19 protein-coding genes are annotated in these 21434 nt (G+C 71.3%); 13 read left to right on the top strand and 6 right to left on the bottom strand.

The genetic code is table 11. The annotated features are described in order from the left end of the window. Positions 1–7 precede the first annotated feature (7 nt). From O1Q96_RS26815 to O1Q96_RS26875, 13 genes are read left to right on the top strand one after another with little or no spacing between them, the layout of a single operon-like run. A complete protein-coding gene (locus tag O1Q96_RS26815) occupies positions 8–1543 on the top strand; it encodes a right-handed parallel beta-helix repeat-containing protein (RefSeq protein WP_419586954.1) in 1536 nt (511 codons plus the stop codon). Between the two features lies 1 nt (position 1544). Further along, positions 1545–2855 carry an O-antigen ligase domain-containing protein gene (locus O1Q96_RS26820; RefSeq protein WP_269250577.1) on the top strand — a complete coding sequence of 437 codons (1311 nt, stop codon included), beginning with the start codon at positions 1545–1547 and terminating at the stop codon, positions 2853–2855. Positions 2856–2863: 8 nt separating this feature from the next. Continuing rightward, on the top strand, positions 2864–4075 hold the full coding sequence (locus O1Q96_RS26825) for a glycosyltransferase family 4 protein (RefSeq protein WP_269253733.1): 1212 nt from the start codon (positions 2864–2866) through the stop codon (positions 4073–4075). Next, positions 4072–5307: a class I SAM-dependent methyltransferase gene (locus O1Q96_RS26830; RefSeq protein ID WP_269250578.1), complete on the top strand. Its 1236-nt coding sequence runs from the start codon at positions 4072–4074 to the stop codon at positions 5305–5307. Before O1Q96_RS26825 ends, O1Q96_RS26830 begins: the two co-directional genes overlap by 4 nt. Before the next feature lie 11 nt (positions 5308–5318). Beyond that, positions 5319–6143 (top strand): glycosyltransferase family protein, encoded by an 825-nt coding sequence (locus O1Q96_RS26835; RefSeq protein WP_269250579.1) that lies wholly within the window; start codon positions 5319–5321, stop codon positions 6141–6143. After that, positions 6140–6787: a PIG-L deacetylase family protein gene (locus O1Q96_RS26840; RefSeq protein WP_269250580.1), complete on the top strand. Its 648-nt coding sequence runs from the start codon at positions 6140–6142 to the stop codon at positions 6785–6787. The genes O1Q96_RS26835 and O1Q96_RS26840 overlap by 4 nt, the downstream gene beginning before the upstream one ends. A 3-nt stretch (positions 6788–6790) precedes the next feature. Next, positions 6791–7816 carry an NAD-dependent epimerase/dehydratase family protein gene (locus O1Q96_RS26845; protein WP_269250581.1) on the top strand — a complete coding sequence of 342 codons (1026 nt, stop codon included), beginning with the start codon at positions 6791–6793 and terminating at the stop codon, positions 7814–7816. Beyond that, positions 7804–9087 (top strand): DUF4910 domain-containing protein, encoded by a 1284-nt coding sequence (locus tag O1Q96_RS26850; protein ID WP_269250582.1) that lies wholly within the window; start codon positions 7804–7806, stop codon positions 9085–9087. Before O1Q96_RS26845 ends, O1Q96_RS26850 begins: the two co-directional genes overlap by 13 nt. Positions 9088–9092: 5 nt before the next feature. Then, positions 9093–10403 (top strand): MATE family efflux transporter, encoded by a 1311-nt coding sequence (locus tag O1Q96_RS26855; protein WP_269250583.1) that lies wholly within the window; start codon positions 9093–9095, stop codon positions 10401–10403. Beyond that, entirely contained in the window at positions 10400–11347 is a 948-nt protein-coding gene (locus O1Q96_RS26860) for a glycosyltransferase family 2 protein (RefSeq protein ID WP_269250584.1), read from the top strand. The genes O1Q96_RS26855 and O1Q96_RS26860 overlap by 4 nt, the downstream gene beginning before the upstream one ends. Next, positions 11344–12588, top strand: coding sequence for a polysaccharide pyruvyl transferase family protein (locus tag O1Q96_RS26865; RefSeq protein WP_269250585.1), 1245 nt, complete (start codon positions 11344–11346; stop codon positions 12586–12588). The genes O1Q96_RS26860 and O1Q96_RS26865 overlap by 4 nt, the downstream gene beginning before the upstream one ends. Next, positions 12585–13136, top strand: a complete 552-nt coding sequence (rfbC, locus tag O1Q96_RS26870; protein ID WP_269250586.1) for a dTDP-4-dehydrorhamnose 3,5-epimerase — start codon at positions 12585–12587, stop codon at positions 13134–13136. The genes O1Q96_RS26865 and rfbC overlap by 4 nt, the downstream gene beginning before the upstream one ends. Positions 13137–13160: 24 nt before the next feature. After that, positions 13161–14486, top strand: a complete 1326-nt coding sequence (locus O1Q96_RS26875) for a glutamate-1-semialdehyde 2,1-aminomutase (RefSeq protein WP_269253734.1) — start codon at positions 13161–13163, stop codon at positions 14484–14486. Between the two features lie 7 nt (positions 14487–14493). Here the strand turns inward: O1Q96_RS26875 and O1Q96_RS26880 are convergent, their stop codons facing one another. The 6 genes from O1Q96_RS26880 to O1Q96_RS26905 form a co-directional block, all read right to left on the bottom strand. After that, positions 14494–15294 carry a phosphatase PAP2 family protein gene (locus O1Q96_RS26880; RefSeq protein ID WP_269250587.1) on the bottom strand — a complete coding sequence of 267 codons (801 nt, stop codon included), beginning with the start codon at positions 15292–15294 and terminating at the stop codon, positions 14494–14496. Positions 15295–15639: 345 nt separating this feature from the next. After that, positions 15640–17094 (bottom strand): Re/Si-specific NAD(P)(+) transhydrogenase subunit beta, encoded by a 1455-nt coding sequence (gene pntB, locus O1Q96_RS26885; protein WP_269250588.1) that lies wholly within the window; start codon positions 17092–17094, stop codon positions 15640–15642. A 6-nt stretch (positions 17095–17100) separates the two neighbouring features. Further along, positions 17101–18672, bottom strand: coding sequence for a Re/Si-specific NAD(P)(+) transhydrogenase subunit alpha (locus O1Q96_RS26890; protein ID WP_269250589.1), 1572 nt, complete (start codon positions 18670–18672; stop codon positions 17101–17103). A 176-nt stretch (positions 18673–18848) separates the two neighbouring features. Next, entirely contained in the window at positions 18849–19601 is a 753-nt protein-coding gene (locus O1Q96_RS26895) for a DUF1775 domain-containing protein (protein ID WP_269250590.1), read from the bottom strand. 123 nt (positions 19602–19724) lie between these two features. Beyond that, positions 19725–20345: a sigma-70 family RNA polymerase sigma factor gene (locus O1Q96_RS26900; RefSeq protein WP_269250591.1), complete on the bottom strand. Its 621-nt coding sequence runs from the start codon at positions 20343–20345 to the stop codon at positions 19725–19727. Between the two features lie 182 nt (positions 20346–20527). Then, positions 20528–21262, bottom strand: a complete 735-nt coding sequence (locus O1Q96_RS26905) for a hypothetical protein (protein WP_269250592.1) — start codon at positions 21260–21262, stop codon at positions 20528–20530. Between the last annotated feature and the right edge of the window lie 172 nt (positions 21263–21434).

Raw genomic sequence — 21434 nt, forward strand, 5'->3', positions numbered from 1 at the left:
ACGCGTGGTGACGAAGTGGCGGAACTGGGCGTCGCCGGCGACACCGCTGGCGCTGATCCTGTTGGCGGCGACCGGCTGTACGAGCACATCGGACGCCGGGGCGGAGCCGACCGGCACGCCCTCCGCATCCAGGGCGCCCGCCACGCCCGTGGCCCGAGTGTGCGCCAAACCCGCGGCCGGGCCGGCAAAGGCACCGGCGGGCGCAGTGACGGTCGACCCCGGGGTGGTCGGTGACCTGGCCAAGAAGACCAAGAGCAGTCCCCCGGGCACCACGTTCTGGCTTCGCCCGGGCAAGCACAGGCTCGATCCGGAACGCTACGCCCAGGTCATCGCCAAGAAGGGGAACCGCTACCTCGGTGCGCCGGGCGCGGTGCTCGACGGCGGCAAGAAGAACAACTACGCGTTCAGCGGTCCCGCCCGCGACGTCACCATCAGCCACCTGACCGTGCAGCATTTCGTCGCGCCGCCCGATGAGGGCGTCGTCAACCATGACATGGCCGACGGATGGGTCATCGAGCACTCGAAGATCCAGTACAACTCCGGCGCCGGGATGATGGCAGGCGCCCGCCAGCAGGTCCGCGCCAACTGTCTGCGCAACAACGGACAGTACGGAATGAACGCCTACAAGACCGGCGACTCCATCCGCGGACTGGTCGTCGAGGGCAACGAGATCGTGGGCAACAACACCGACGACTGGGAGCGGCGAAAGCCGGGCTGCGGCTGCACCGGAGGCATCAAGTTCTGGGCCGTCAACGGCGCCGAGATACGCGGCAACTGGGTGCACGACAACCGCGGTGCCGGTCTGTGGGCGGACAACAACAACAACGACTTCCGCATCGAGAACAACCTGCTCGAGGCCAACGACGGCGCCGCGCTGATGTACGAGACCAGCTACAACGCGGTCGTCCGGAACAACACGATCCGGCGGAACAACTGGGCCGAGGGCCGCAAGTACGCCGACCGCGGCGACCCCTTCCCGTACGCGACCATCTACATCTCCGAGGCCGGCGGCGAACCACGGATCCGCGCCCGCACGGACAAGATCGAGATCTACCGGAACGTGCTGGAGAACAACTGGAACGGCATCACTCTGTGGGAGAACGCCGACCGGTTCTGCAACAGCCCGGCCAACACCTCCACCGGATACTGCACGTTGCTGGTGAAGGACACCGACCGCTGCGAGCGGCCGGCGATCACCACCGCACCGCTCTACGACGACTGCCGGTGGAAGACCCAGCGGGTGGACATCCACGACAACCGCTTCCTCCTCGACCCGTCCGTCGTCAAGTGCACGACGAAGTGCGGCCGCATGGCGGTCCTGTCCAACTACGGCACCTATCCCAAGTGGTCGCCGTACAAGGGCAAGCGGGTGGCCGAGGCGATCACCCACAAGCAGCACAACCGCTGGCACGACAACGTCTACCGCGGGCCGTGGAGCTTCGTCCCCGTCGACACGGACAAGACGCTCGACTCCGGGGAGTGGCAGGGCACGGCGTACCGGCAGGACGCGGGCAGCACCTTCGCCCCGCAGGCCGGTGGTTGAGTTGGACGGGAACCCCACGCGTGGCGCCCTGCCCAGCAGCCCGGACACCGCAGACCCGCGGCCCGGCGCCGAACCGCGCCCTGCCGGCACACCGAAGGCCGTCGGGATCGTCTGGGCCTTGCTCGGCCTCAACACGCTCGGCTCCGCAGGGGCGAAGACCATCGTCCCGCTGCCCCGCTCCCTCATCCAGATGGTCACCATGGGCGCGCTGGCCGCCGCGTTCGCGCTGGCACTCGCCCTCAACCCCCGGCTGCGCATCCGGGCCGGCGCCTTCCTGTTCCTGCTCACCCTGCTGCTGGTGCCTAGCGTGATCTCCAGCGCGAACCTGGGCGTCGGGTTCGGCGCGCTGTTCCGCTGCGCACGGCTGAGCCTCTTCATCGGCACGCTGTGGCTGCTCAGCCAGTGGTGGGACGGCAGCCTGACGTTCGTCCGGCACCACATCCGGATGTACTTCGCGGCGCTCGGGACGGCTGCCGCCGGCCTGCTCGTCTCACCGGGCGCGGCCCTGCCCGAGACCTACGGCGGCCGGCTCGTCGGCGCACTGTGGCCGCTCACCCCGCCGCAGATCGGACAGTACGCCGCAGTGATCATCGGGCTCACGGTGCTGCTCGTACTGGGTCGCCGGACCACCGGAGGCAGCGCGGCCCTGGTGATCGTGCCGTCGCTCGTCCTGCTCGCGCTGACCCACACCCGGACGGCCACGGTCGGCCTGCTCGTCGGCCTGATGCTGGCGATCGGTTCGCTCGTCATGACCAGCGCCGCCGCCCGCCGGTTCTTCGTCTGGACGGTGCTGGTGTCCACGGTGGCGACGGTGGGGTTCGCCTCCGCGGTGCAGGCGTGGTTCCTGCGCGGACAGAGCAAGGAGTACTTCACCAGCCTCACCGGTCGGGCCAAGGTCTGGGACGCCCTGCTGGCGGCGCCCCGGACGACGGCGGAGCAGGTGTTCGGGATGGGCCTGGGCGACAAGTCGTTCGGCGGGTTGCCGATCGACAACAGCTGGCTGGCCGCCTACCACGAGCAGGGTCTGATCGGCGTCACTCTCGCGGCAATGATCATCATCGTGCCGGCCGGTGTCGCCCTGCTGCGGCCACCGTCGCTGCCGAGGGCCTGCGCGATCTTCCTGATCAGTTATGTCGCGATCTCGTCGTACACCGAGGCCGGCCTCGGCGACGCCTCGCCGTATCTGCTGCACCTGGCCCTGGCCGCCTCACTGCTCGCGACACCCGCCGCGGTCCCGCCCCTCCTGACGGCCACGCCCTTCACAGCACACGCAGTCCCCCGACGACGTATCCCGCGATGGGCCAGGAGGTGACCTTGAGCATGCACGTCCTCGTGGTGCACAACCGCTACTCCTCGGCGCAGCCGAGCGGGGAGAACAGGGTGGTCGACCAGGAAATCGAGCTGCTGCGCGCGGCCGGCCACCGGGTCGAGGTGTTCGAACGGCGCAGCGACGACATCGCCGGCCGGTCCCTCCCCGGCAAGGCCGCGATACCGCTTCTCGTGCCGTGGAACCCGGCGGTCCGCAAGGAGCTCGCCGCCCTGCTGCGCGCCGACCGGCCGGACGTGGTGCACATCCACAACGTGTTCCCGCTCCTGTCGCCCGCGGTCCTGGCCGCCTGCGCCGACGCCGGTGTCCCCGCCGTCGCCACGCTGCACAACTACACCCAGGTCTGCTCGCCGGGCACCCTGCACCGGGACGGCCGACCGTGCACCGAGTGCGTCGGGTCGAGGACGTCCCTGCCCGCCGTCCGGCACGGCTGCTACCGGAACTCCCGCCTTGCGACGGTGCCGCTCGCGGTCAGTCTCACGGTCAACCGGCGGCGGTGGTGGTCCGGCGTGGAGCGGTTCCTCTGCATCTCCGCTGCGCAGCGTGACGTCCTCGTGCGGTCCGGCATGCCTCCCGAGCTGCTGACGGTGAAACACAACTTCGTACCCGACCCGGGAGCCCGCCGGACGGGCACGGGCGAGCACGTGCTCTTCCTCGGGCGGCTCGCGGAGATCAAAGGCGTGCGGCTGCTCATGACGGCGTGGGACGAGGTCGCCGCAGAGGGCGGTGTGGGCGTGCCGCTCGTGCTCGCCGGCGCGGGCCCGCTGGAGCGGGAGGTGACCGCCTGGGCGGCGGGCCGGGACGACGTGCGCTACGTCGGCCTCTACGACCCGAAGCAGTGCTGGCAGGCCGTCACGCGGTCGGTCGCCGTGGTGGCTCCCTCGACGGCACTGGAGACGTTCGGCCTGGTGGTCGCCGAAGCGATGGCGGCGGGGGTCCCGGCCGTCGCCGCCCGTCACGGCGCCTTCGTCGAACTCGTCGAGGACGGGGTGACCGGGCTGCTGCACCGGCCGGGCGAGAGCGCCTCGCTCGCGTCCTGCCTGCGCGGGATCGCGGCCGAGCCGGCCCGCAACGCGCGGATGGGCCACGCGGCCCGGCGCCGCTACGAACAGCACTTCAGCCCGGCCGTCGGGCTGGAGCGCCTGATGGACGAGTACCGGACCGCGATCGCGGGTCGGACGGAATCAATGGGGGGCAGCACATGACACGATGCCGACTCTGCGGCTCGGCGGCACTGGCAGGCGTCGTCGATCTCGGGGCGACCCCGCCGTGCGAGAGCTTCCTCGCCGCGGACCAACTCGACCAGCCGGAGCCGGCGTACCCGCTGCACCTGCGGGTCTGCACCGACTGCTGGCTCGCGCAGATCCCTCCGCTGATCACTCCGGAGGAGACGTTCAAGGAGTACGCGTACTTCTCCTCCTTCTCTACCTCCTGGGTGGAGCACGCGCGGACGTTCGTCGCCGACGCCGTGGAGCGCGTGGACCTCGGCCCCGACGCCTTCGTGGTCGAGGTCGCGAGCAACGACGGATACCTGCTGAGGCACGTGGTGGACCGCGGGATCCGCTGCCTGGGCATCGAGCCGTCGGTGAACGTCGGCGCCGCCGCGCGGGACGCGGGGGTGCCCACGCTCACGGAGTTCCTGGACCCGGCCACGGGCGCCGCCGTCCGCAAGGAGCACGGGACGGCAGACCTGGTCGTGGCCAACAACGTGTACGCGCACATCCCCGACGTGGTCGGGTTCACCCAGGGGCTGCGCGCCCTGGTCGCGGACGACGGCTGGGTCTCCATCGAGGTGCAGCACCTGCTGACCCTGATCGAGGAGAACCAGTACGACACGATCTACCACGAGCACTTCCAGTACTACACCGTCGCGTCCGCGATCCGGGCGCTGGCGAGCGGCGGACTCACGCTCGTGGACGTCGAGTTGCTGCCCACGCACGGCGGCTCCGTCCGGCTGTGGGCCCGGCCGGCCGAGATGGCCGGTGAGCCGTCCCGGCGGGTGGCCGACGTGCTGGACCGGGAGAGGGCCGCCGGGCTGCAGGAGCTGTCCGGGTACACCGAGTTCTCCGCCCGCGTGGCCAAGGTGCGCCGGGACCTGCTGCGGTTCCTCATCGAGGCGGCCGAGCGCGGCGAGACGGTCGTCGGCTACGGCGCCCCGGGCAAGGGCAACACCCTGCTCAACCACTGCGGCATCCGGCCCGATCTGCTCGCGTACACGGTGGACCGCAATCCCTACAAGCACGGCAGGTTCACCCCGGGCACCCGCATCCCGATCCTGCCGCCCGAGCAGATAGCCGCCGACAAACCCGACTACGTCCTCGTCCTGCCGTGGAACCTGCGGGACGAGCTCGTCGAGCAGCTGTCCTTCGTGCACGACTGGGGCGGCCGCCTGGTCTTTCCCATTCCGGAACTCAGCATTGTCGAGATCGCGTCGTGAAAGGTCACAGCATGAAGGTCGTTCTGTTCTGCGGCGGTTACGGGCTGCGTATGCGCAGCGGAGCTTCCGACGACATGCCCAAGCCGATGGCGATGGTCGGCCCGCGTCCGCTGATCTGGCATGTCATGCGCTACTACGCGTACTTCGGGCACACCGAGTTCATCCTGTGCCTCGGGTACGGGGCCCACCACATCAAGGACTTCTTCCTCAACTACGAGGAGACGACGTCCAACGACTTCGTCCTGCGCGACGGGCGGACCGAGCTGCTGTCCACCGACATCGCCTCCTGGACGATCACGTTCGTGCAGACCGGTATCGAGTCACCGATCGGGGAACGGCTGCGCCGGGTGCGCCACCATCTGGACGGCGACGAGATGTTCCTCGCCAACTACGCCGACGTGCTCACCGACGCCCCGCTGCCCGAGATGATCGACCGGTTCGCCCGGCGTGACGCCGGTGCGTCGATGATGGTGGTGCCGCCGCAGTCCTCGTTCCACTGTGTGGACCTGGGCGAGGACGGCCTGGTGGGGGGCATCACCGCGGTGAGCGACATGCCGTTGTGGGAGAACGGCGGCTACTTCGTGCTCCGCCAGGAGGTCTTCGACCACATACCGGAGAACGGTGACCTGGTGGCCGACGGCTGTGCCCAACTAGCCAAACAGGGACGGCTGTTGGCGCACCAGCACCGCGGCTTCTGGAAGCCGACCGACACGGTGAAGGAGCGGGCCGCACTCGACGACGCCTATGCCCGGGGCGAGCGCCCGTGGGCCGTCTGGGAACGGGACGGCATGAGCGCGACCGGCAGCCGGGCCGGCGCCGGAGCGAGGACCGCGTGATCCGGCTGGGGGCGGGGCGCCTCGACCGGATCGTCGCGGTGGGCGCGCACTGCGACGACATCGCCATCGGCGCCGGCGGCACTCTGCTGACGCTGTGCCGGGCACATCCGGGGATACGCGTCGACGCGCTGGTCCTGTCCGGCGGCGGCAGCGAGCGCGAGCAGGAGGAGCAGGCCGCGCTCGCCGCTTTCTGCCCGGGCGCCGACCTGCGACTGACCGTGCACAAGCTGCCGGACGGGCGGCTGCCCGCGCACTGGGAAGAGGCCAAGGCCGCGGTCGAGGAACTGCGCGGGCAGACCGAGCCGGACCTCGTACTGGCCCCGCGTACCGATGACGCGCACCAGGACCACCGCGGCCTGGCGAAGTTGATGACCACCGCGTTCCGCGACCATCTCGTGCTCGGCTACGAGATCGTCAAGTGGGACGGTGATCTCGGCCGTCCCACGGCATATCAGCCGCTGTCGCCGGAGACCGCCGAACACAAGGTGGCGCTGCTGCAGGAGCACTACCCCTCGCAGCGGCACCGGCCCTGGTACGACCGGGAGGCCTTTCTCGGGCTGGCCCGGATCCGCGGTATCGAATGCCATGCGCGCTACGCCGAGGCGTTCGCCGTCACCAAACTCACTCTCGACCTGGGGGAATGAACCTTGCGCGTACTGCTGACCGGACACCAGGGCTATCTGGGCACCGTGATGGCCCCGGTCCTCGCGGCCGCCGGGCACGAGGTCGTCGGCCTTGACGCCGGCCTGTTCGCCGACTGCGTGCTCGGCCCGCCACCCGCCGACCCGCCGGGGACGCGGGTGGACCTGCGCGACGTCACAGCCGACCACGTGGCCGGAGTGGACGCCGTGATCCACCTGGCGGCGTTGTCCAACGACCCACTGGGATCGCTGGCGCCCGAGCTCACCTACGACATCAACCACCACGCGTCCGTGCGGCTGGCCCGGCTGGCCCGCGACGCCGGGGTACGACGCTTCCTGTACGCGTCCACCTGCTCGGTCTACGGCGCGTCGGGCGGCGACGATCTGGTGGCCGAGGACGCCCCGCTGCGCCCGGTGACGCCGTACGCGGAGTCCAAGGTGCGGGTCGAGGACGACCTGCACGCCCTCTCCGACGGCGACTTCAGCCCGGTCTTCATGCGCAACGCCACCGCCTTCGGCTACTCCCCCCGGCTGCGCGCCGACATCGTGCTGAACAACCTGGTGGGTCACGCGCTCCTGTCCGGAGAGGTGCTGGTGCTCTCCGACGGCACTCCCTGGCGCCCGCTGGTGCACGCCGCCGACATCGCGCGGGCCTTCACGGCCGCGCTGGCCGCGCCGCGGGACGCGGTGCACGACCGGGCGTTCAACATCGGCAGCGAGACCAACAACGTCACGGTCGCCGAGATCGCCGAGCAGGTCGCCGAAGCGGTGTCCGGCTCCAAGGTGGTGATCACCGGGGAGAACGGTGCCGATCCGCGCTCGTACCGGGTCGACTTCTCCCGGTTCCGCGCCGCGGTGCCCGGCTTCGACTGCGCATGGACGGTGAAGCGGGGCGCACTCGAACTCGCCGACGCCTACCGCGAACACGGGCTGACCCAGGAGGACTTCGAGCGGCGCTTCACCCGCCTCGCCGTGCTGCGTGCGGCATCCGACGCCGGCACCGTCGACGACACCCTGCGGTGGCGCCGGTGACCGCGCCCAGCGAGGAGATGTACGCCCTGGTGGAGCGGCTGTACCCGCTCTGCCGGAGCATCACGGGGGACGGCGTGCGCGCCACCCTGGACATCGTCGGCGAGTACATCCCGCTCCAGGTGCACGAGGTGCCGACCGGGACCCAGGTGCTCGACTGGACGGTGCCGCAGGAGTGGAACATCCGCGACGCGTACATCGCCGACGCCGCGGGCAACCGGGTCGTCGACTTCGCCGCGTCCAGCCTGCACGTGCTCGGTTACAGCGTGCCGGTGTCGGCGACCATGCCGCTGGCCGAGCTGCGCGGACACCTGCACACCCTGCCGGACCACCCGAGTTGGGTGCCGTACCGCACCAGCTACTACAAGCCGGAGTGGGGCTTCTGCCTGGCCCAGGAGACCCTGGACGCGATGCCGGACGGCGAGTACGAGGTGCGCGTCGACTCCACACTCGCCGACGGCCACCTCACCTACGCCGAGCACGTGGTCCCCGGGCAGGTCCCCGACGAGGTGATCGTCTCCTGTCACGTCTGCCACCCGTCGCTGGCCAACGACAACCTGGCCGGCATCGCGGTGGCGACGTTCCTGGCCCGGGCGCTGGCCGAGCGGACGCCGTACTACACCTACCGGTTCATCTTCGCGCCCGGCACCATCGGCGCGATCACCTGGCTGGCCCGCAACGCGGAACGGATCGAGCGGGTCAAGCACGGCCTGGTACTGGCCTGCGCCGGCGACCCCGGCCAGCTGACGTACAAACAGAGCAGACGCGGCGACGCGGAGATCGACCGGGTGATGCGGCACGTACTCGCCGACTCCGAACGCCCGCACCACGTCACGGAGTTCACCCCGTACGGCTACGACGAGCGGCAGTTCTGCTCGCCCGGCTTCAACCTCGGCGTGGGCTCACTCACCCGCACCCCCTACGCCGGATACCCCGAGTACCACACCTCGGCGGACAACCTGGACTTCGTCTCCCCGGAGGCGATGGCGGACACGCTCGCCGTCTGTGGTGAGGCGTTCGCCGTCCTGGACCGCAACCGGCGGTACCTCAACCTCAGCCCCCACGGCGAGCCCCAGCTGGGACGGCGTGGGTTGTACGAAGCGCTCGGCGGGCGCAGCGACACCAGACAGGCCCAGATGGCCATGCTCTGGGTGCTCAATCAATCGGACGGCGAGCACAGTCTGCTGGATGTCGCCGAGCGGTCCGGGCTGTCGTTCGGCACCGTCGCCGCCGCGGCCGACGCCCTGCACGGCGCCGGGCTGATCAAGGCGTGACGCCGATGGCCACCGAGGGGGAGAATCCGCAGGCGACGGCGCCATCGGCCGGACCCGCCCGGCGGTCCGCCGGGCGGGCCGTCGTCGGCCGGCTGTCCTGGGGACTCGCCGACCAGGCGGCCTCCAGCATGTCCAACTTCGCGGTGGGGATCTACGTGGCCCGCTCGCTGGGCCTGACCGCGTTCGGCGTGTTCAGCCTGGCCTGGGTGACCTACGGCGTGGTGCTCAACGTCTCCCGTGGACTGGCCACCGATCCGCTCGTGGTGCGGTTCAGCGGCGTGCCGGACGCGTCCTGGCGCACCGCGGTGGTCCGGTCGTCGGGTACCGCGCTCGGCGTCGGTACCGCCCTCGGCGCGGCCTGTCTGGTGGTCGGGCTCGCCGTCGGCGGCCGGTTGGGGCCGGCGTTCGCCTGCCTCGGCGTGGTGCTGCCGGGGCTGCTGCTCCAGGACGCGTGGCGGTTCGCGTTCTTCGCCGCCGGCACCGGGCGGAAGGCGTTCGTCAACGACCTCGTGTGGTGCGTCGCGCTCGTCCCGGCCATGCTCATGGCTGCCCGCGCGGGCAGCGTCTCCGCGTTCGTGCTCGCGTGGGGCGGATCCGCCGCGGTGGCCGCGGTGTACGGCTGCTTCCAGTCCGGCATCCGGCCCCGGCCGACGGGTGCGCGCGAGTGGCTTCGCGAGCACCGCGACCTCGGCTACCGGTACCTGGTCGAGAACGTCAGCAACAGCGGCGCGAGCCAGCTGCGAGCCTACGGGCTCGGCGCGATCGTCGGCCTCGGCGCGGTGGGTGTGGTCCGCGGCGCCGAGCTCATGCTCGGCCCGTTCATGGCTGTGCTGATGGGGCTGTCGCTGGTCACCGTCGCGGAGGCGGCACGGGTGCTCCGGCGGGCCCCGCACCGCCTCGGCCCGTTCTGCCTCCTCCTGGGCGGCGGGCAGGCCGTCGCCGCGCTGCTCTGGGGCGGGGCGCTGCTGCTGGTACCGGACAGCGGCGGCGAATTCCTGCTCGGCAGCGTCTGGAGCTCTGCCTCCGAGCTCATCGTGCCGGTCACGCTCGGCGTCGCGGGGGCGGGCCTCGGCACCGGCGCGGCGGCCGGACTGCGCGCGCTGGGCGCGGCTCGGCGCAGCCTGCGCAGCCAGCTGATCGCCTCCGCCTTCTACGTCACCGGCGGACTCGGCGGCGCGGCCGTGGCCGGCACGGCCGGCTCGGCCTGGGGCGTCGCCGCCGCGACCGTCTGCAGCTCGGCCGCGTGGTGGCTGCAGTTGCGCGCCGCCCTGCGCGAGCGCCACCAGAAACCCATCCCCGAAGTGAGGACGTCATGACCGCCCATCCCCGGTTGAGCATCGGCCTGCCCGTCTACAACGGCGAGGAGTACCTGGCCGAGTCGCTCGACGCCCTGCTCGGCCAGACCTACGAGGACTTCGAGCTGGTCGTCTCCGACAACGCCTCGACCGATGCGACCGAGGACATCTGCCGCAAGTACGCCGCGCAGGACCCGCGCGTCCGGTACATCCGGCTTTCCCGGAACGTCGGCGCCGCGCCGAACCACAACTATGTGTTCACCCAGTGCCGCGGCGAGCTGTTCAAGTGGGCCTCGCACGACGACCTGTACGCCCGGGACCTGCTGCGGCGCTGCGTCGAGGCGTTGGACGAGCGCCCGGAGGTGATCCTCGCGCACGCCGACCAGGCGGTCATCGACGGCGAGGGCAAGGTGAAGGTCCCGTACGAGTACACGCTCGCCACCGACTCGCCGCGCGCGCCCGAGCGCTTCCGCAGCATGCTGTTCGAGCCCGGCGGCGACGATTTCTACGGTGTGATGCGGGCCGACGTACTGCGCCGGGTGAAGCCGCACGACAGCTACCACCACGCGGACCGCACGTTCGTCGCCGAGATCGGGCTGCACGGACCCTTCCACCAGGTGCCGGAGCTGCTGTACTTCCGCCGCGACCACCCCACCCGCGCCGAGCGGGCGAACCCGAGCAAGCGCTCCCGGTGCGTCAACCTCGACCCGCGCCGGGCGGGCCCGCTGCACCCGACGCCCCGGCTGCTCGCCGAGTACGTCGGGGGTTTCGTCTCGGCGATCCGGAGAGCGCCGTTGTCCTCGGCCGACCGGCGCGCCTGCTACCGCCACCTGGCCGCGTGGATGACCAGCCGGGCCCGGCCGGGCGCCGGCGAGCGGGTCGAGGACCGCGCGCCGGTCGACCCGGCCCAGCTCACTGTCTCCCTCGACGCCCTGGTCGCCGGCCGAGAGGGGAGGCGGGCATGACGTCCGCGGACGAAACCCCGGTGCGCGTCGGGGTGTTCGGCCTGCTCGGCTCCGGCAACCTCGGCAACGACGGGTCGCTGGAGGCCCTACTCGGATACCTGCGCGCCGAGCACCCGGAGGCGGTCGTGGACGCGCTGTGCGGCGGACCCGAGGTCGTCGCGGCCCGGTACCGGATTCCCGCGACGCGGCTGCACTGGTACCGCGGGGAGTACCGGACCGCGTCACGTGTCGGCGCGATCGCGGGCAAGGGTCTTGGCAAACTCGTCGACGTCTTCCGCACCGCTGCCTGGGTACGCCGGCACGACGTGGTGATCGTGCCGGGCATGGGCGTCCTGGAGGCCACGCTGCCGCTGCGGCCGTGGGGCTTCCCGTACTCGCTGTTCCTGCTCTGCGCGAGTGGCCGGCTCTCCGGCACCCGGGTCGCGCTGGTCGGCGTCGGCGCCGCCGCGATCACCGACCGGCCGACCCGGACCCTGGTGCGCTGGTCGGCGCGGCTGGCCGCCTACCGGTCGTACCGGGACGCCCTGTCCCGCGACGCGATGCGGGCGATGGGCGTGGACACCGCGGGCGACGAGGTCCACCCGGACCTCGCGTTCGCCCTGCCGACACCGCGGGCGAGCGAGCCCGCGAGTTCACCGGGATACGTCTGCGTCGGCGTCATGGACTTCCACGGAGGCAACGACGACCGTGCCCGGGCCGAGGAGATCCACCGGCGCTACCTCGACGGGACGACCCGGTTCGTCCGCGCGCTGGCCGAGGACGGCAGGCCGGTCCGGCTGCTCACCGGTGACGCGTGCGATGCGCCGGTGGTCGCCGCGATCCTCGACGCGGTGGACTCGCCGCTGGTCACCGCCGCCGAGGCGGCCTCGCTGGCCGACCTGATGAAGGAGACGGCGGCTGCCGACACCGTGGTCGCGACCCGCTACCACAACCTGGTCTGCGCGCTGAAGGCCGGCACTCCGACGCTCGCGCTCAGCTACGCGGCGAAGAGCGACGCCCTCATGGCACAGATGGGTCTCGACGCCTACTGCCACCCCGCTCGTGAGGTCGACGCCGACCGGCTGCTCGAACAGTTCCGAGCGCTGGAGAGGAACTCGACGGAACTGCGGCGGACCCTCACCGAGCGGAATCTGGCCGCCGCCCGGCGCCTGGAGCACCAGTTCACCGCCCTCACCGCGGCCCTGTTCCCAGCGACCGCGAACACGAACGACGGCACCCACGCCCTGCGGGAGACCTCTTGAAAGCCACCCACGTCCCGGAGATCACCGGCGCGTACCTCTTCGAGCCGACGCCGTACGCCGACGAGCGCGGCTTCTTCTGCCGCACCTTCGACGCCGACGTGGTGCGCTCGGTGGGTCTCGACCCGGACGCCTTCATCCAGGACAGCCTGTCCCGCTCGGTCCGCGGCGTGCTGCGCGGCCTGCACCTGCGCTCCGGAGCCGGGGAGGCCAAGCTGGTGCGGTGCTCGTACGGGAGGATCTTCGACGTCGTCGTGGACCTGCGAACGGACTCGCCCACCTACCGCAACCGGGCCTTCTTCGAACTGTCGGACGAGACGCAAACAACCCTCTACATCCCGGCGGGGTGCGCGCACGGCTTCCAGGCACTCACCGAAACCGCCGACACCTCGTACCGGATCGACCGCCCGCACGATCCGGCCGAGGACGTGACGATCGCCTTCGACGACCCGGAACTCGGCATTCCCTGGCCACTGCCGGTCTCGTCGATGTCCCCGCGGGACCGGGAGGCTCCGAGCCTCGCCGAAGTCCTGAAACAGAAGGAGAGCTGAGTCGGCGTGGGCACCCAGGACACGGTGGACAACGAAGAGTTGCGACTGCCCCGCTCGCGAACGGCGAACGAGCGGCTGCACGCCCTGATCCCCGGGGGCGCGCACACCTACGCCAAGGGCGACGACCAGTACCCCGAAAACCTGGCTCCGGTCATCAGCCACGGCCGCGGTGCCCATGTGTGGGACGTCGACGGCAACCGCTACATCGAGTACGGCTCCGGCCTGCGGTCGGTCAGCCTCGGTCACGCCCACCCACGCGTGACCGAGGCCGTGCGACGGGAACTCGACCGTGGCAGCAACTTCGTCCGGCCGTCCATCGTGGAGGTCGACGCCGCGGAACGCTTCCTGGCCACGGTGCCGACCGCCGAGATGGTGAAGTTCGCGAAGAACGGCTCCGACGCCACCACCGCCGCGGTACGCCTCGCCCGCGCCGCCACCGGGCGCCCGCGGGTGGCCCTCTGCGCCGACCATCCGTTCTTCTCCACCGACGACTGGTTCATCGGCACCACGCCGATGTCCGCGGGCATTCCGGCGGCGACCAACGAGCTGACCGTGGCGTTCCCTTACGGGGACCTGACCGCCACCGAGCACCTGCTCACCCGGTACCAGGGCGAGGTCGCCTGCCTGATCCTGGAACCCGCCACCCACACCGAGCCGCCGCCCGGGTACCTCGCCGGCCTGCGCGAACTGGCCGACCGGCACGGCTGCGTCCTGGTCTTCGACGAGATGATCACCGGCCTCCGCTGGTCCGAGGCGGGCGCCCAGGGCCTGTACGGCGTCGTCCCCGACCTCTCCACGTTCGGCAAGGCGCTGGGCAACGGGTTCGCCGTCTCCGCGCTGGCCGGACGCCGCGAGCTGATGGAGCGGGGCGGGCTGCGTCACCCCGGCGACCGGGTGTTCCTGCTGTCCACCACACACGGTGCGGAGACGCACTCCCTGGCCGCCGCGATGGCCGTGCAGACCACCTACGTCGAGGAGGGCGTCACCGCGCGGCTGCACGCCCTCGGCGAGCGGCTGGCCGCCGGTGTCCGCGACGCCGCGGCCGCCATGGGCGTCGGCGACCACGTCGTCGTCAAGGGCCGGGCCAGCAACCTGGTCTTCGCCACCCTCGACGAGCACGGACAGCCGTCGCAGGAGTACCGCACCCTGTTCCTGCGCCGGCTCCTCGCAGGCGGGGTGCTGGCCCCGTCGTTCGTGGTGAGCAGCGCGCTCGACGACGCCGACATCGAGCACACCGTCGACGTGGTGGCCCAGGCATGTGCGGTGTACCGGAAGGCACTGGACGCCGGTGACCCCGCCCCCTGGCTGGGCGGACGACCGGTGAAGCCCGTGTTCCGCCGCCAGGCGTGACGGGACGTCAGCGGCGCGCCCGCCGACCGGCATCGGCCGTCCGGTCGAGCAGCCGGTCGGCGGTCCGGTCGACCAGCCACGCGGTCGCAGGTACCACCGCCAGAGCGGTGCACCAGCCCCCGACGGTGTCGGTCGGGTAGTGCGCGCCCAGCGCGACCTGCGCCCAGCCCATGGCGGCGCCGGCCACCAGGGCCGCGGTGAGCACAAGTGAGGTGCCGGCCGCCCTGCCGAGGCCGAGCCGGCCGGTCGCGATCAGCGCCACCGCGAGGGCGATCGCGGTGAGGAAGGCGGTGTGCCCGCTCGGGTAGGACAGGCTCCCGTCGTGGATGGTGCGTCCGACCAGGGACTTGAGAAGCGTCGTCGTCCCCACGGTCAGAGCGGGGCCTGCGACGACGAGCACCGCTGCGCGAGGACGCCGCAGCAGCAGGCAGACCGTCACGGCGGCCACGCCCAGCATCGCCGCGCCGAGGGGCTCTCCCAGGAAGTCCGTGGCCAGGGCGGCGCGCCGCCACGGCGGTCCGACGCCCTCCACCGCCGCCCAGATCCGCGCGTCCAGCCAGCCCGGCTTGCTCTCGTCGGCGTACAGGACCCCGAGCGCGACGACCGCCAGCGCGCCGAGGGCCGCGACCAGCCCGAGCCACGCACCCAGCGAAGGGGGCAGAACCGCGGGCTCCGGGCGGCCTGTCGGACGGCCACCGCGTCCGTTCGACGTGCGGTGCTCCGCCGCGGGCGGTAAAGCGTGCTCCGGATCTTGGCTTCCTGGGACGGGGTGGGCGTGCGACCCTTCGTCCGAGCGGTGGGCAACCATGAATCAGCGGTCTCCTGTTTCCCCTGTTCCAGGCACTCGTGAAGACTGCCCGATCTGCGTTCGGTGACCTCGGCGACTACCCCGGTACAGCGGCCTCTCGTCCGGCGCGGACCCCCTGCCCTCGGCCGTCCGACTCGCGCCGGCACCACGCCCGTTCCCCCGGGTCGGCATCCAGTGCCTCAGCGTACGCCGGTTACGCGGAAGGCCTGGGACACGGCCTGATCACCACCGCATGGGAGGCTTCCGCACCGTCCCGCCCCGCACGCACCCTGCTGAATTATCCGGCCGTCCGCCGGGCGGTGCCCGGCGAACGGGGGTCAGGGGGCAGGAGTCAGGAGTTAGGGGTCAGCGGCTCGTGCCGGCCATCTCCGGCATCGGCGCGTCGAGGGCGTCGAGGCCGCGCAGGATGTCCTCGACCCGTTGCTTGGCGTCGCCGAACAACATCTGGGTGTTCTCCCGGAAGAACAGCGGGTTCTGTACGCCCGCGTACCCGGTGGCCATGGAGCGTTTGAAGACCACGACCTGGGCCGCCTCCCACACGTGCAGGACCGGCATCCCGGCGATGGGACTGGCCGGGTCCTCGGCGGCGGACGGGTTGACGGTGTCGTTGGCACCGATGACCAGGACGACCGAGGTGGCCGCGAAGTCGTCGTTGATCTCGTCCATCTCCAGCGCGATGTCGTACGGCACATGGGCCTCGGCCAGCAGCACGTTCATGTGACCGGGCAGCCTGCCGGCGACCGGGTGGATGCCGAAGCGCACGTCGACGCCGCGCTCGCGCAGCTTGCGCGCCAACTCCGCGACGGGGTACTGCGCCTGGGCCACCGCCATGCCGTATCCCGGAGTGATGATCACCGAGGAGGCGTCCCGCAGGAGTTCGGCGGTTTCCTCCGCGCTGATCTCCTGGTGCTCTCCTTGCTCACCGTCGTCACTCACGGCCATCGTCTCGCCGCCGAACCCGCCCGCGATCACCGAGAGGAAGGAGCGGTTCATCGCCTTGCACATGATGTACGACAGGTAGGCGCCGGAGGAACCGACCAGTGCCCCGGTGACGATCAGCAGGTTGTTGGCGAGGAGGAAGCCGGAGGCGGCCGCGGCCCAGCCGGAGTAGCTGTTGAGCATCGAGACGACCACCGGCATGTCGCCGCCGCCGATGGAGGCGACCAGATGTGCGCCGAGGGCCAGTGCCACCACGGTGACCGCGATGAGCAGTCCCATGTGAGGGCGTGCGACGAACGCCACGGTGAGCGCGGCGAACGCGGCGAGCGCGCCCAGGTTGAGGGCATGTCTGCCGGGGAGCATGAGCGGGCGGGACTTGATCCGCGCCGACAGCTTCAGATAGGCGACGACGGAACCGGTGAAGGTGACGGCGCCGATGAAGACGCCGATGAACACCTCGGCGTGATGGATGCGCAGCAGCGAGCCGGTGATCTCCTGCCCGGTGTGGCCCCCGGCCGCGACGTCGAGGTAGCCGTTCCAGCCGACGAAGGCCGCGGCGAGGCCGACGAGGCTGTGCATGATGGCGATCAGTTCCGGCATGCCGGTCATCTCGACGACCCGGGCACGCCACAGTCCGATGCCCGCGCCGACGGCCGTCGCTACGGCGATCAGCACCAGGCCGGGAGTGGTGATGCTCCGCGAGGCGAGACCGACGGTGGCGGCCAGGGCGATGACCATGCCCGCGATGCCCCACACGACCCCCGAGCGGGAGGTCCGGTGCTGGGAGAGTCCGGCGAGGCTGAGGATGAACAGCAGCGCGGCGACGACGTATGCGGCCTCTGCGGCCGTGGCGGTGGTCATCCCTGATCAGCCTCTCGAGAACATGCCGAGCATGCGGCGGGTGACGGCGAATCCGCCGAAGACGTTGATGCTCGCCAGCAGGATCGCGGCGAACGACAGCACGGTCACCACGGTGTTTCCGTGCCCGATCTGCAGCAGCGCGCCCACCACGACGATTCCGGAGATCGCGTTGGTGACCGACATCAGCGGGGTGTGCAGCGCGTGGTGGACATGGCCGATGACGTAGAAGCCGATGACGATCGCCAGGACGAAGACCGTGAAGTGGGCGATCAGTTGAGGTGGCGAGAAGGCGGTCATCAGGAAGAACGCGAGGGCTCCGGCGCCGACGAGTGCGTACCCGGACCGCGCGGAGCGGGCGGGCTTCGCCGTGGCGCCGGGGACTCCGGCTTCCGGGCCCTGGGCAGGGGCGGGGGCGGGCGCGGCGGACACCTGCACGGGTGGCGGTGGCCAGGTCTTCTCGCCGTCGCGGACCACGGTCATCGACCGCTGCACCACGTCGTCGAAGTCCAGGACGAGCCGCCCGTCCTTGCCGGGGGTGAGCAGTTTCATCAGGTGGACGAGGTTGGTGCCGTACAGCTGTGACGCCTGGGCCGGGAGCCTGCCGGGCAGGTCGGTGTAGCCGATGATCGTCACGTCGTTGCCGGTGACGACCGCCCTCCCCGCGACCGTCCCCTCGACGTTGCCGCCCTGTGCCGCGGCCATGTCGACGATGACGCTGCCGGGCTTCATCCGAGCGACGTCCTCGGCGGTGATGAGCCTCGGCGCAGGTCTGCCCGGGACGAGCGCGGTGGTGATGACGATGTCGACGTCGGCGGCCTGGTCGGCGTACAGCCGCGCGGCGAGCCGGTTGTAGTCGTCCGAGGTGGCCTTGGCGTATCCGTCGCCGCTGACTTCCCGTCCTGCCTGTTCGGGCCGTACCTCCAGGAACTCCCCGCCCAGCGAGCGCACCTGCTCGGCGACCTCGGGCCGCGGGTCGGTGGCGCGGACCACGGCGCCGAGACTGCGCGCCGCGCCGATCGCGGCGAGTCCGGCCACCCCGGCGCCGGCCACGAGCACCTTGGCCGGCGGCACCTTGCCGGCGGCGGTCACCTGTCCGGTGAAGAATCGGCCGAATGCGTGCGCCGCCTCGACCACGGCGCGGTATCCGGCGATGTTCGCCATCGAGCTGAGGACGTCCAGGGACTGGGCGCGCGAGATGCGCGGGACGGCGTCCATGGCGAGCACGGTGATCGGCCGCCGGGCCAACTCCTCGACCAGTTCCGGGTTCAGCGCGGGGGCGATGAGTGCGATCAGTGTCGCTCCGTCGCGCAGCCGGCCGATCTCCTCGCTCGAAGGACTGTTGACCTTCAGTACGATCTCGGCCGGCCACGGGTCACCGAGGCGGGCGCCCGCCTGCTCGTAGGCCGCGTCGGAGAAGCGGGACGACTCCCCCGCCCCCGGTTCCACGACCACGTCGTAGCCCAGCGCGACCAGTCGGCCCACGGTGGCCGGTGTCGCCGCCACCCTGGTCTCGCCCGCGGTGGACTCGGCGGGTACCCCGATCCGCTGGGCTTGCTGTTCCGGTTCCCGTTCCGCCATCGTCTTCCTCTCTGATCGAGTTCGCCTCCGTCGGATGTCTGCCCCCCGTCAGCCGTCCGGAAGCCGGGGTTGATCCGCCCGTGCAAGAAGCCGGGCCGGCAGTCCGCGACGGAGGCCGGGCCACCTACCGCGCCGCACCGGTGGGAGCCGACGCGCGGCTCCCACCCCGGGCGGTCTCAGACAGCGCCGCTGCGGCGGCTCCGGAACCACCACGCACCGACGCCGAGCAGCAGGACGGCCGCGCCGATACCGAGGGGCACGGCGATGGACATGCCGTCGTCCCCGTCCGAGCTGTCCGCCGCGGACTCGGCCGCCGGGGTCGACGTCCCGGTGGCCGGCTCGCCCGAGGCGGTGTCAGTCGAAGGGGCGGCCGTCGTCGGCTCCTCCGTCGGGCTGGGGCTCACGAGTTTCGCTCCCGGAGCGGCGGGCTTCAGCTTCAGCAGGGGCGCGGGGTGCCCGTGACCGTGGCCGTCCCCCTCCTCCTTACTGTCGTCCAGTTCGATCCAGCGGTCCGTGTGGCCGTCGTCGTAGCTCTGCAGCGTCTTGAAAGCCAGTTCCTTGACATCGGGCAACTGCCGCACGGTGACGACGTAGTCGGCGTCCTCACCGACAGCAAGTTTGGTTCCCGAGACCGTGTAGCCACGGCTGGTGGGAGTGAGCTTCCAGCCCTTGGGGCCCTCCTTGTAGGTGATGTCCTCCGCGGTGATTCCCTTGGGCAGGATCACCTCCAGCTTGGTGATACCTGCCGAATCCGACTCCGACGCGGCGGAGAAGGTGAGCGTCGCGTTCTGGTCGAGGGCGCGGGCGCCCTCCGCCTCGACCTCCGCGTGGGCGGCGGCCGGACCCGCTGTGACGACCGCTGCCGCGACGGCTGCCGCGGTGAGGGCGCCGAGACGGCGCAGACTGCGTGCCAACGTCGGGTGATGCACTGGGGTGACTCCTCAAAGCCGAAGGGGTGTGCAGGGAGGCTACGTTCGCGTGCGGGAAAGTCTCCGGATCCGCCCTGGGTTGCTGCCGCGCGGATCGATCCCGGCGGCAGCAACCGAGGTGAGTCAGGCGGCTATGGCCGCCGGCCGGGGGCCGTCGGCGTCGTCCGCCAGACTCGCGATCAACGACATGCGGGCGCGGGCGACTCGTGAGCGCACCGTGCCGACGGGGCAGTCACTGACGACAGCCGCCTCCGCGTAGGGCAGCCCCACCATCTGCGTGAGGACGAATGCCTCCCGGCGGTCGTCCGGGAGCATGTCCAGCAACTGGGCGAGGGCGATGCCCTCGTCGAAGCCCGGCAGGCCGACCTGCTGGGTGCGTTCCGCGGCCGACTCCCAGTCGTCCGTACTCGAAACGCGCGGGCGGGAGGCGCTGTGGCGGATGCTGTCGATCACCGCCCGGCGGGCGATGGACAGCAGCCAGGTACGCGCCGAGGAACGGCCTTCGAACCGGTGCAGGCTGCCCAGGGCGCGCAGGAACGTGTCCTGGGTCAGGTCGTCGGCGCTCTGCGGGTCGGCGCCGAGGAACGTCACATAGCGGCGGACGTCTCGGTGCAGGGATCGGACGAAGAGATCGACGGCGTCGCGGTCGCCACTGCGGGCGGCCAGCGCCCAGGCCGTGATCGACTCGTCGCGCGAGACCTCTCTCAGATCTTCGCGCGCCGAGGGCAGGGTAGAAGTGATCACCGGGAGTGTCTCCTTCTCGGAAATCCAGGAACCGGTGTCCGGGCCGCCACACGTGGAGCAACGGGCGGCACTGGAACCGGGGAAGCAGGAAGCGGCCGTGCGCCGAAGGGGCGCGGCCGATGCCCGAGGCGGGAGCCGACGGCTTGTCGTTGCCGTGGACTGCCTCGGGAAACCGGCTGTCGTCAGGCGACAGCGGTCCCTGCGGGTGGTCCCCGAGAAGTGATCGCATGCGTGAGAAGGAGTTGCCGCAGTGCGTGGTGTGAACGGTCCCGTCGCACGCGGAGGCGTGGACGGTGCGGCGGCGCGGGCAGCCGGAGGATCAGCCGCAGCGGCGCCACGAGCCAGCCGGTGAACGCCCGCAGGATGCGGAACGCGGCGCGCTCGCCGCGGGCGAGCCACAGACCGCAGAGCAGCGCGGCCAGCAGGTGGGCGACGAGCATGCCGGTCGAGGAGATGCCGCCCATGCCGTGGTCCATGGCCTGCGCGGTTTCCATGTGATCCATCGGCCCCATGGCGTGCATGGCACCCGTGGCATGGTCCATGGAGTCCATGGACGTCGGCATGGCGCCGTGTTGCCCGCCCGGCCCCGTGGGCGAACCACACGTCAGGTAGCCCAGCCACTGCTGGACGAGGGACCGGTCTCCGGACGGCCGGGGGTGCGCGACGGCCTGGGCGAACGAGAAGGACGCGTGGAGTACGGCCTGGGCCACGACCGTGACGGAGGCGACCCCGACAGGGCCGCGCTCGCGGCCGGCCAGTCGCCAGGCCACGGCGCCGGTCACCGACGCCGCCGCCGCGATGGCCCACCAGGGCACCGTGCTCCCCGACATCATGACGTGGCCCAGGGCAGCGAGCAGCACGCTGAGGGCCGCGAACACAGCGGCCCTGAGCGAGCGAGAACACCACCCAGCAGTCATGGCGGCCTCATCCTCGCAGTACCGATCTCATGTGTCATGGGAGGGTACGGAAACGCCCCCGGTTCCCGACTCAGCCCTGACATAGTGATCCACGTCACAACAACTCGTGGGAACTCGGGGAGGGTTCCGACCGACACCTGTCCAAGACCCGGGAATGCCGCCCGGGGTTGAG

Source organism: Streptomyces aurantiacus, from assembly GCF_027107535.1.
Classification (GTDB): domain Bacteria; phylum Actinomycetota; class Actinomycetes; order Streptomycetales; family Streptomycetaceae; genus Streptomyces.

Excerpts from the sequence above, each read along its gene's own strand:
- O1Q96_RS26830 (WP_269250578.1), top strand. The coding sequence starts at position 4,072 with ATGACACGATGCCGACTCTGCGGCTCGGCGGCACTGGCAGGCGTCGTC.
- O1Q96_RS26905 (WP_269250592.1), bottom strand. The coding sequence starts at position 21,262 with ATGACTGCTGGGTGGTGTTCTCGCTCGCTCAGGGCCGCTGTGTTCGCG.
- O1Q96_RS26855 (WP_269250583.1), top strand. The coding sequence starts at position 9,093 with ATGGCCACCGAGGGGGAGAATCCGCAGGCGACGGCGCCATCGGCCGGA.
- O1Q96_RS26835 (WP_269250579.1), top strand. The coding sequence starts at position 5,319 with ATGAAGGTCGTTCTGTTCTGCGGCGGTTACGGGCTGCGTATGCGCAGC.
- pntB (WP_269250588.1), bottom strand. The coding sequence starts at position 17,094 with ATGACCACCGCCACGGCCGCAGAGGCCGCATACGTCGTCGCCGCGCTG.
- O1Q96_RS26880 (WP_269250587.1), bottom strand. The coding sequence starts at position 15,294 with ATGGTTGCCCACCGCTCGGACGAAGGGTCGCACGCCCACCCCGTCCCA.
- O1Q96_RS26825 (WP_269253733.1), top strand. The coding sequence starts at position 2,864 with ATGCACGTCCTCGTGGTGCACAACCGCTACTCCTCGGCGCAGCCGAGC.
- O1Q96_RS26865 (WP_269250585.1), top strand. The coding sequence starts at position 11,344 with ATGACGTCCGCGGACGAAACCCCGGTGCGCGTCGGGGTGTTCGGCCTG.
- O1Q96_RS26860 (WP_269250584.1), top strand. The coding sequence starts at position 10,400 with ATGACCGCCCATCCCCGGTTGAGCATCGGCCTGCCCGTCTACAACGGC.
- O1Q96_RS26890 (WP_269250589.1), bottom strand. The coding sequence starts at position 18,672 with ATGGCGGAACGGGAACCGGAACAGCAAGCCCAGCGGATCGGGGTACCC.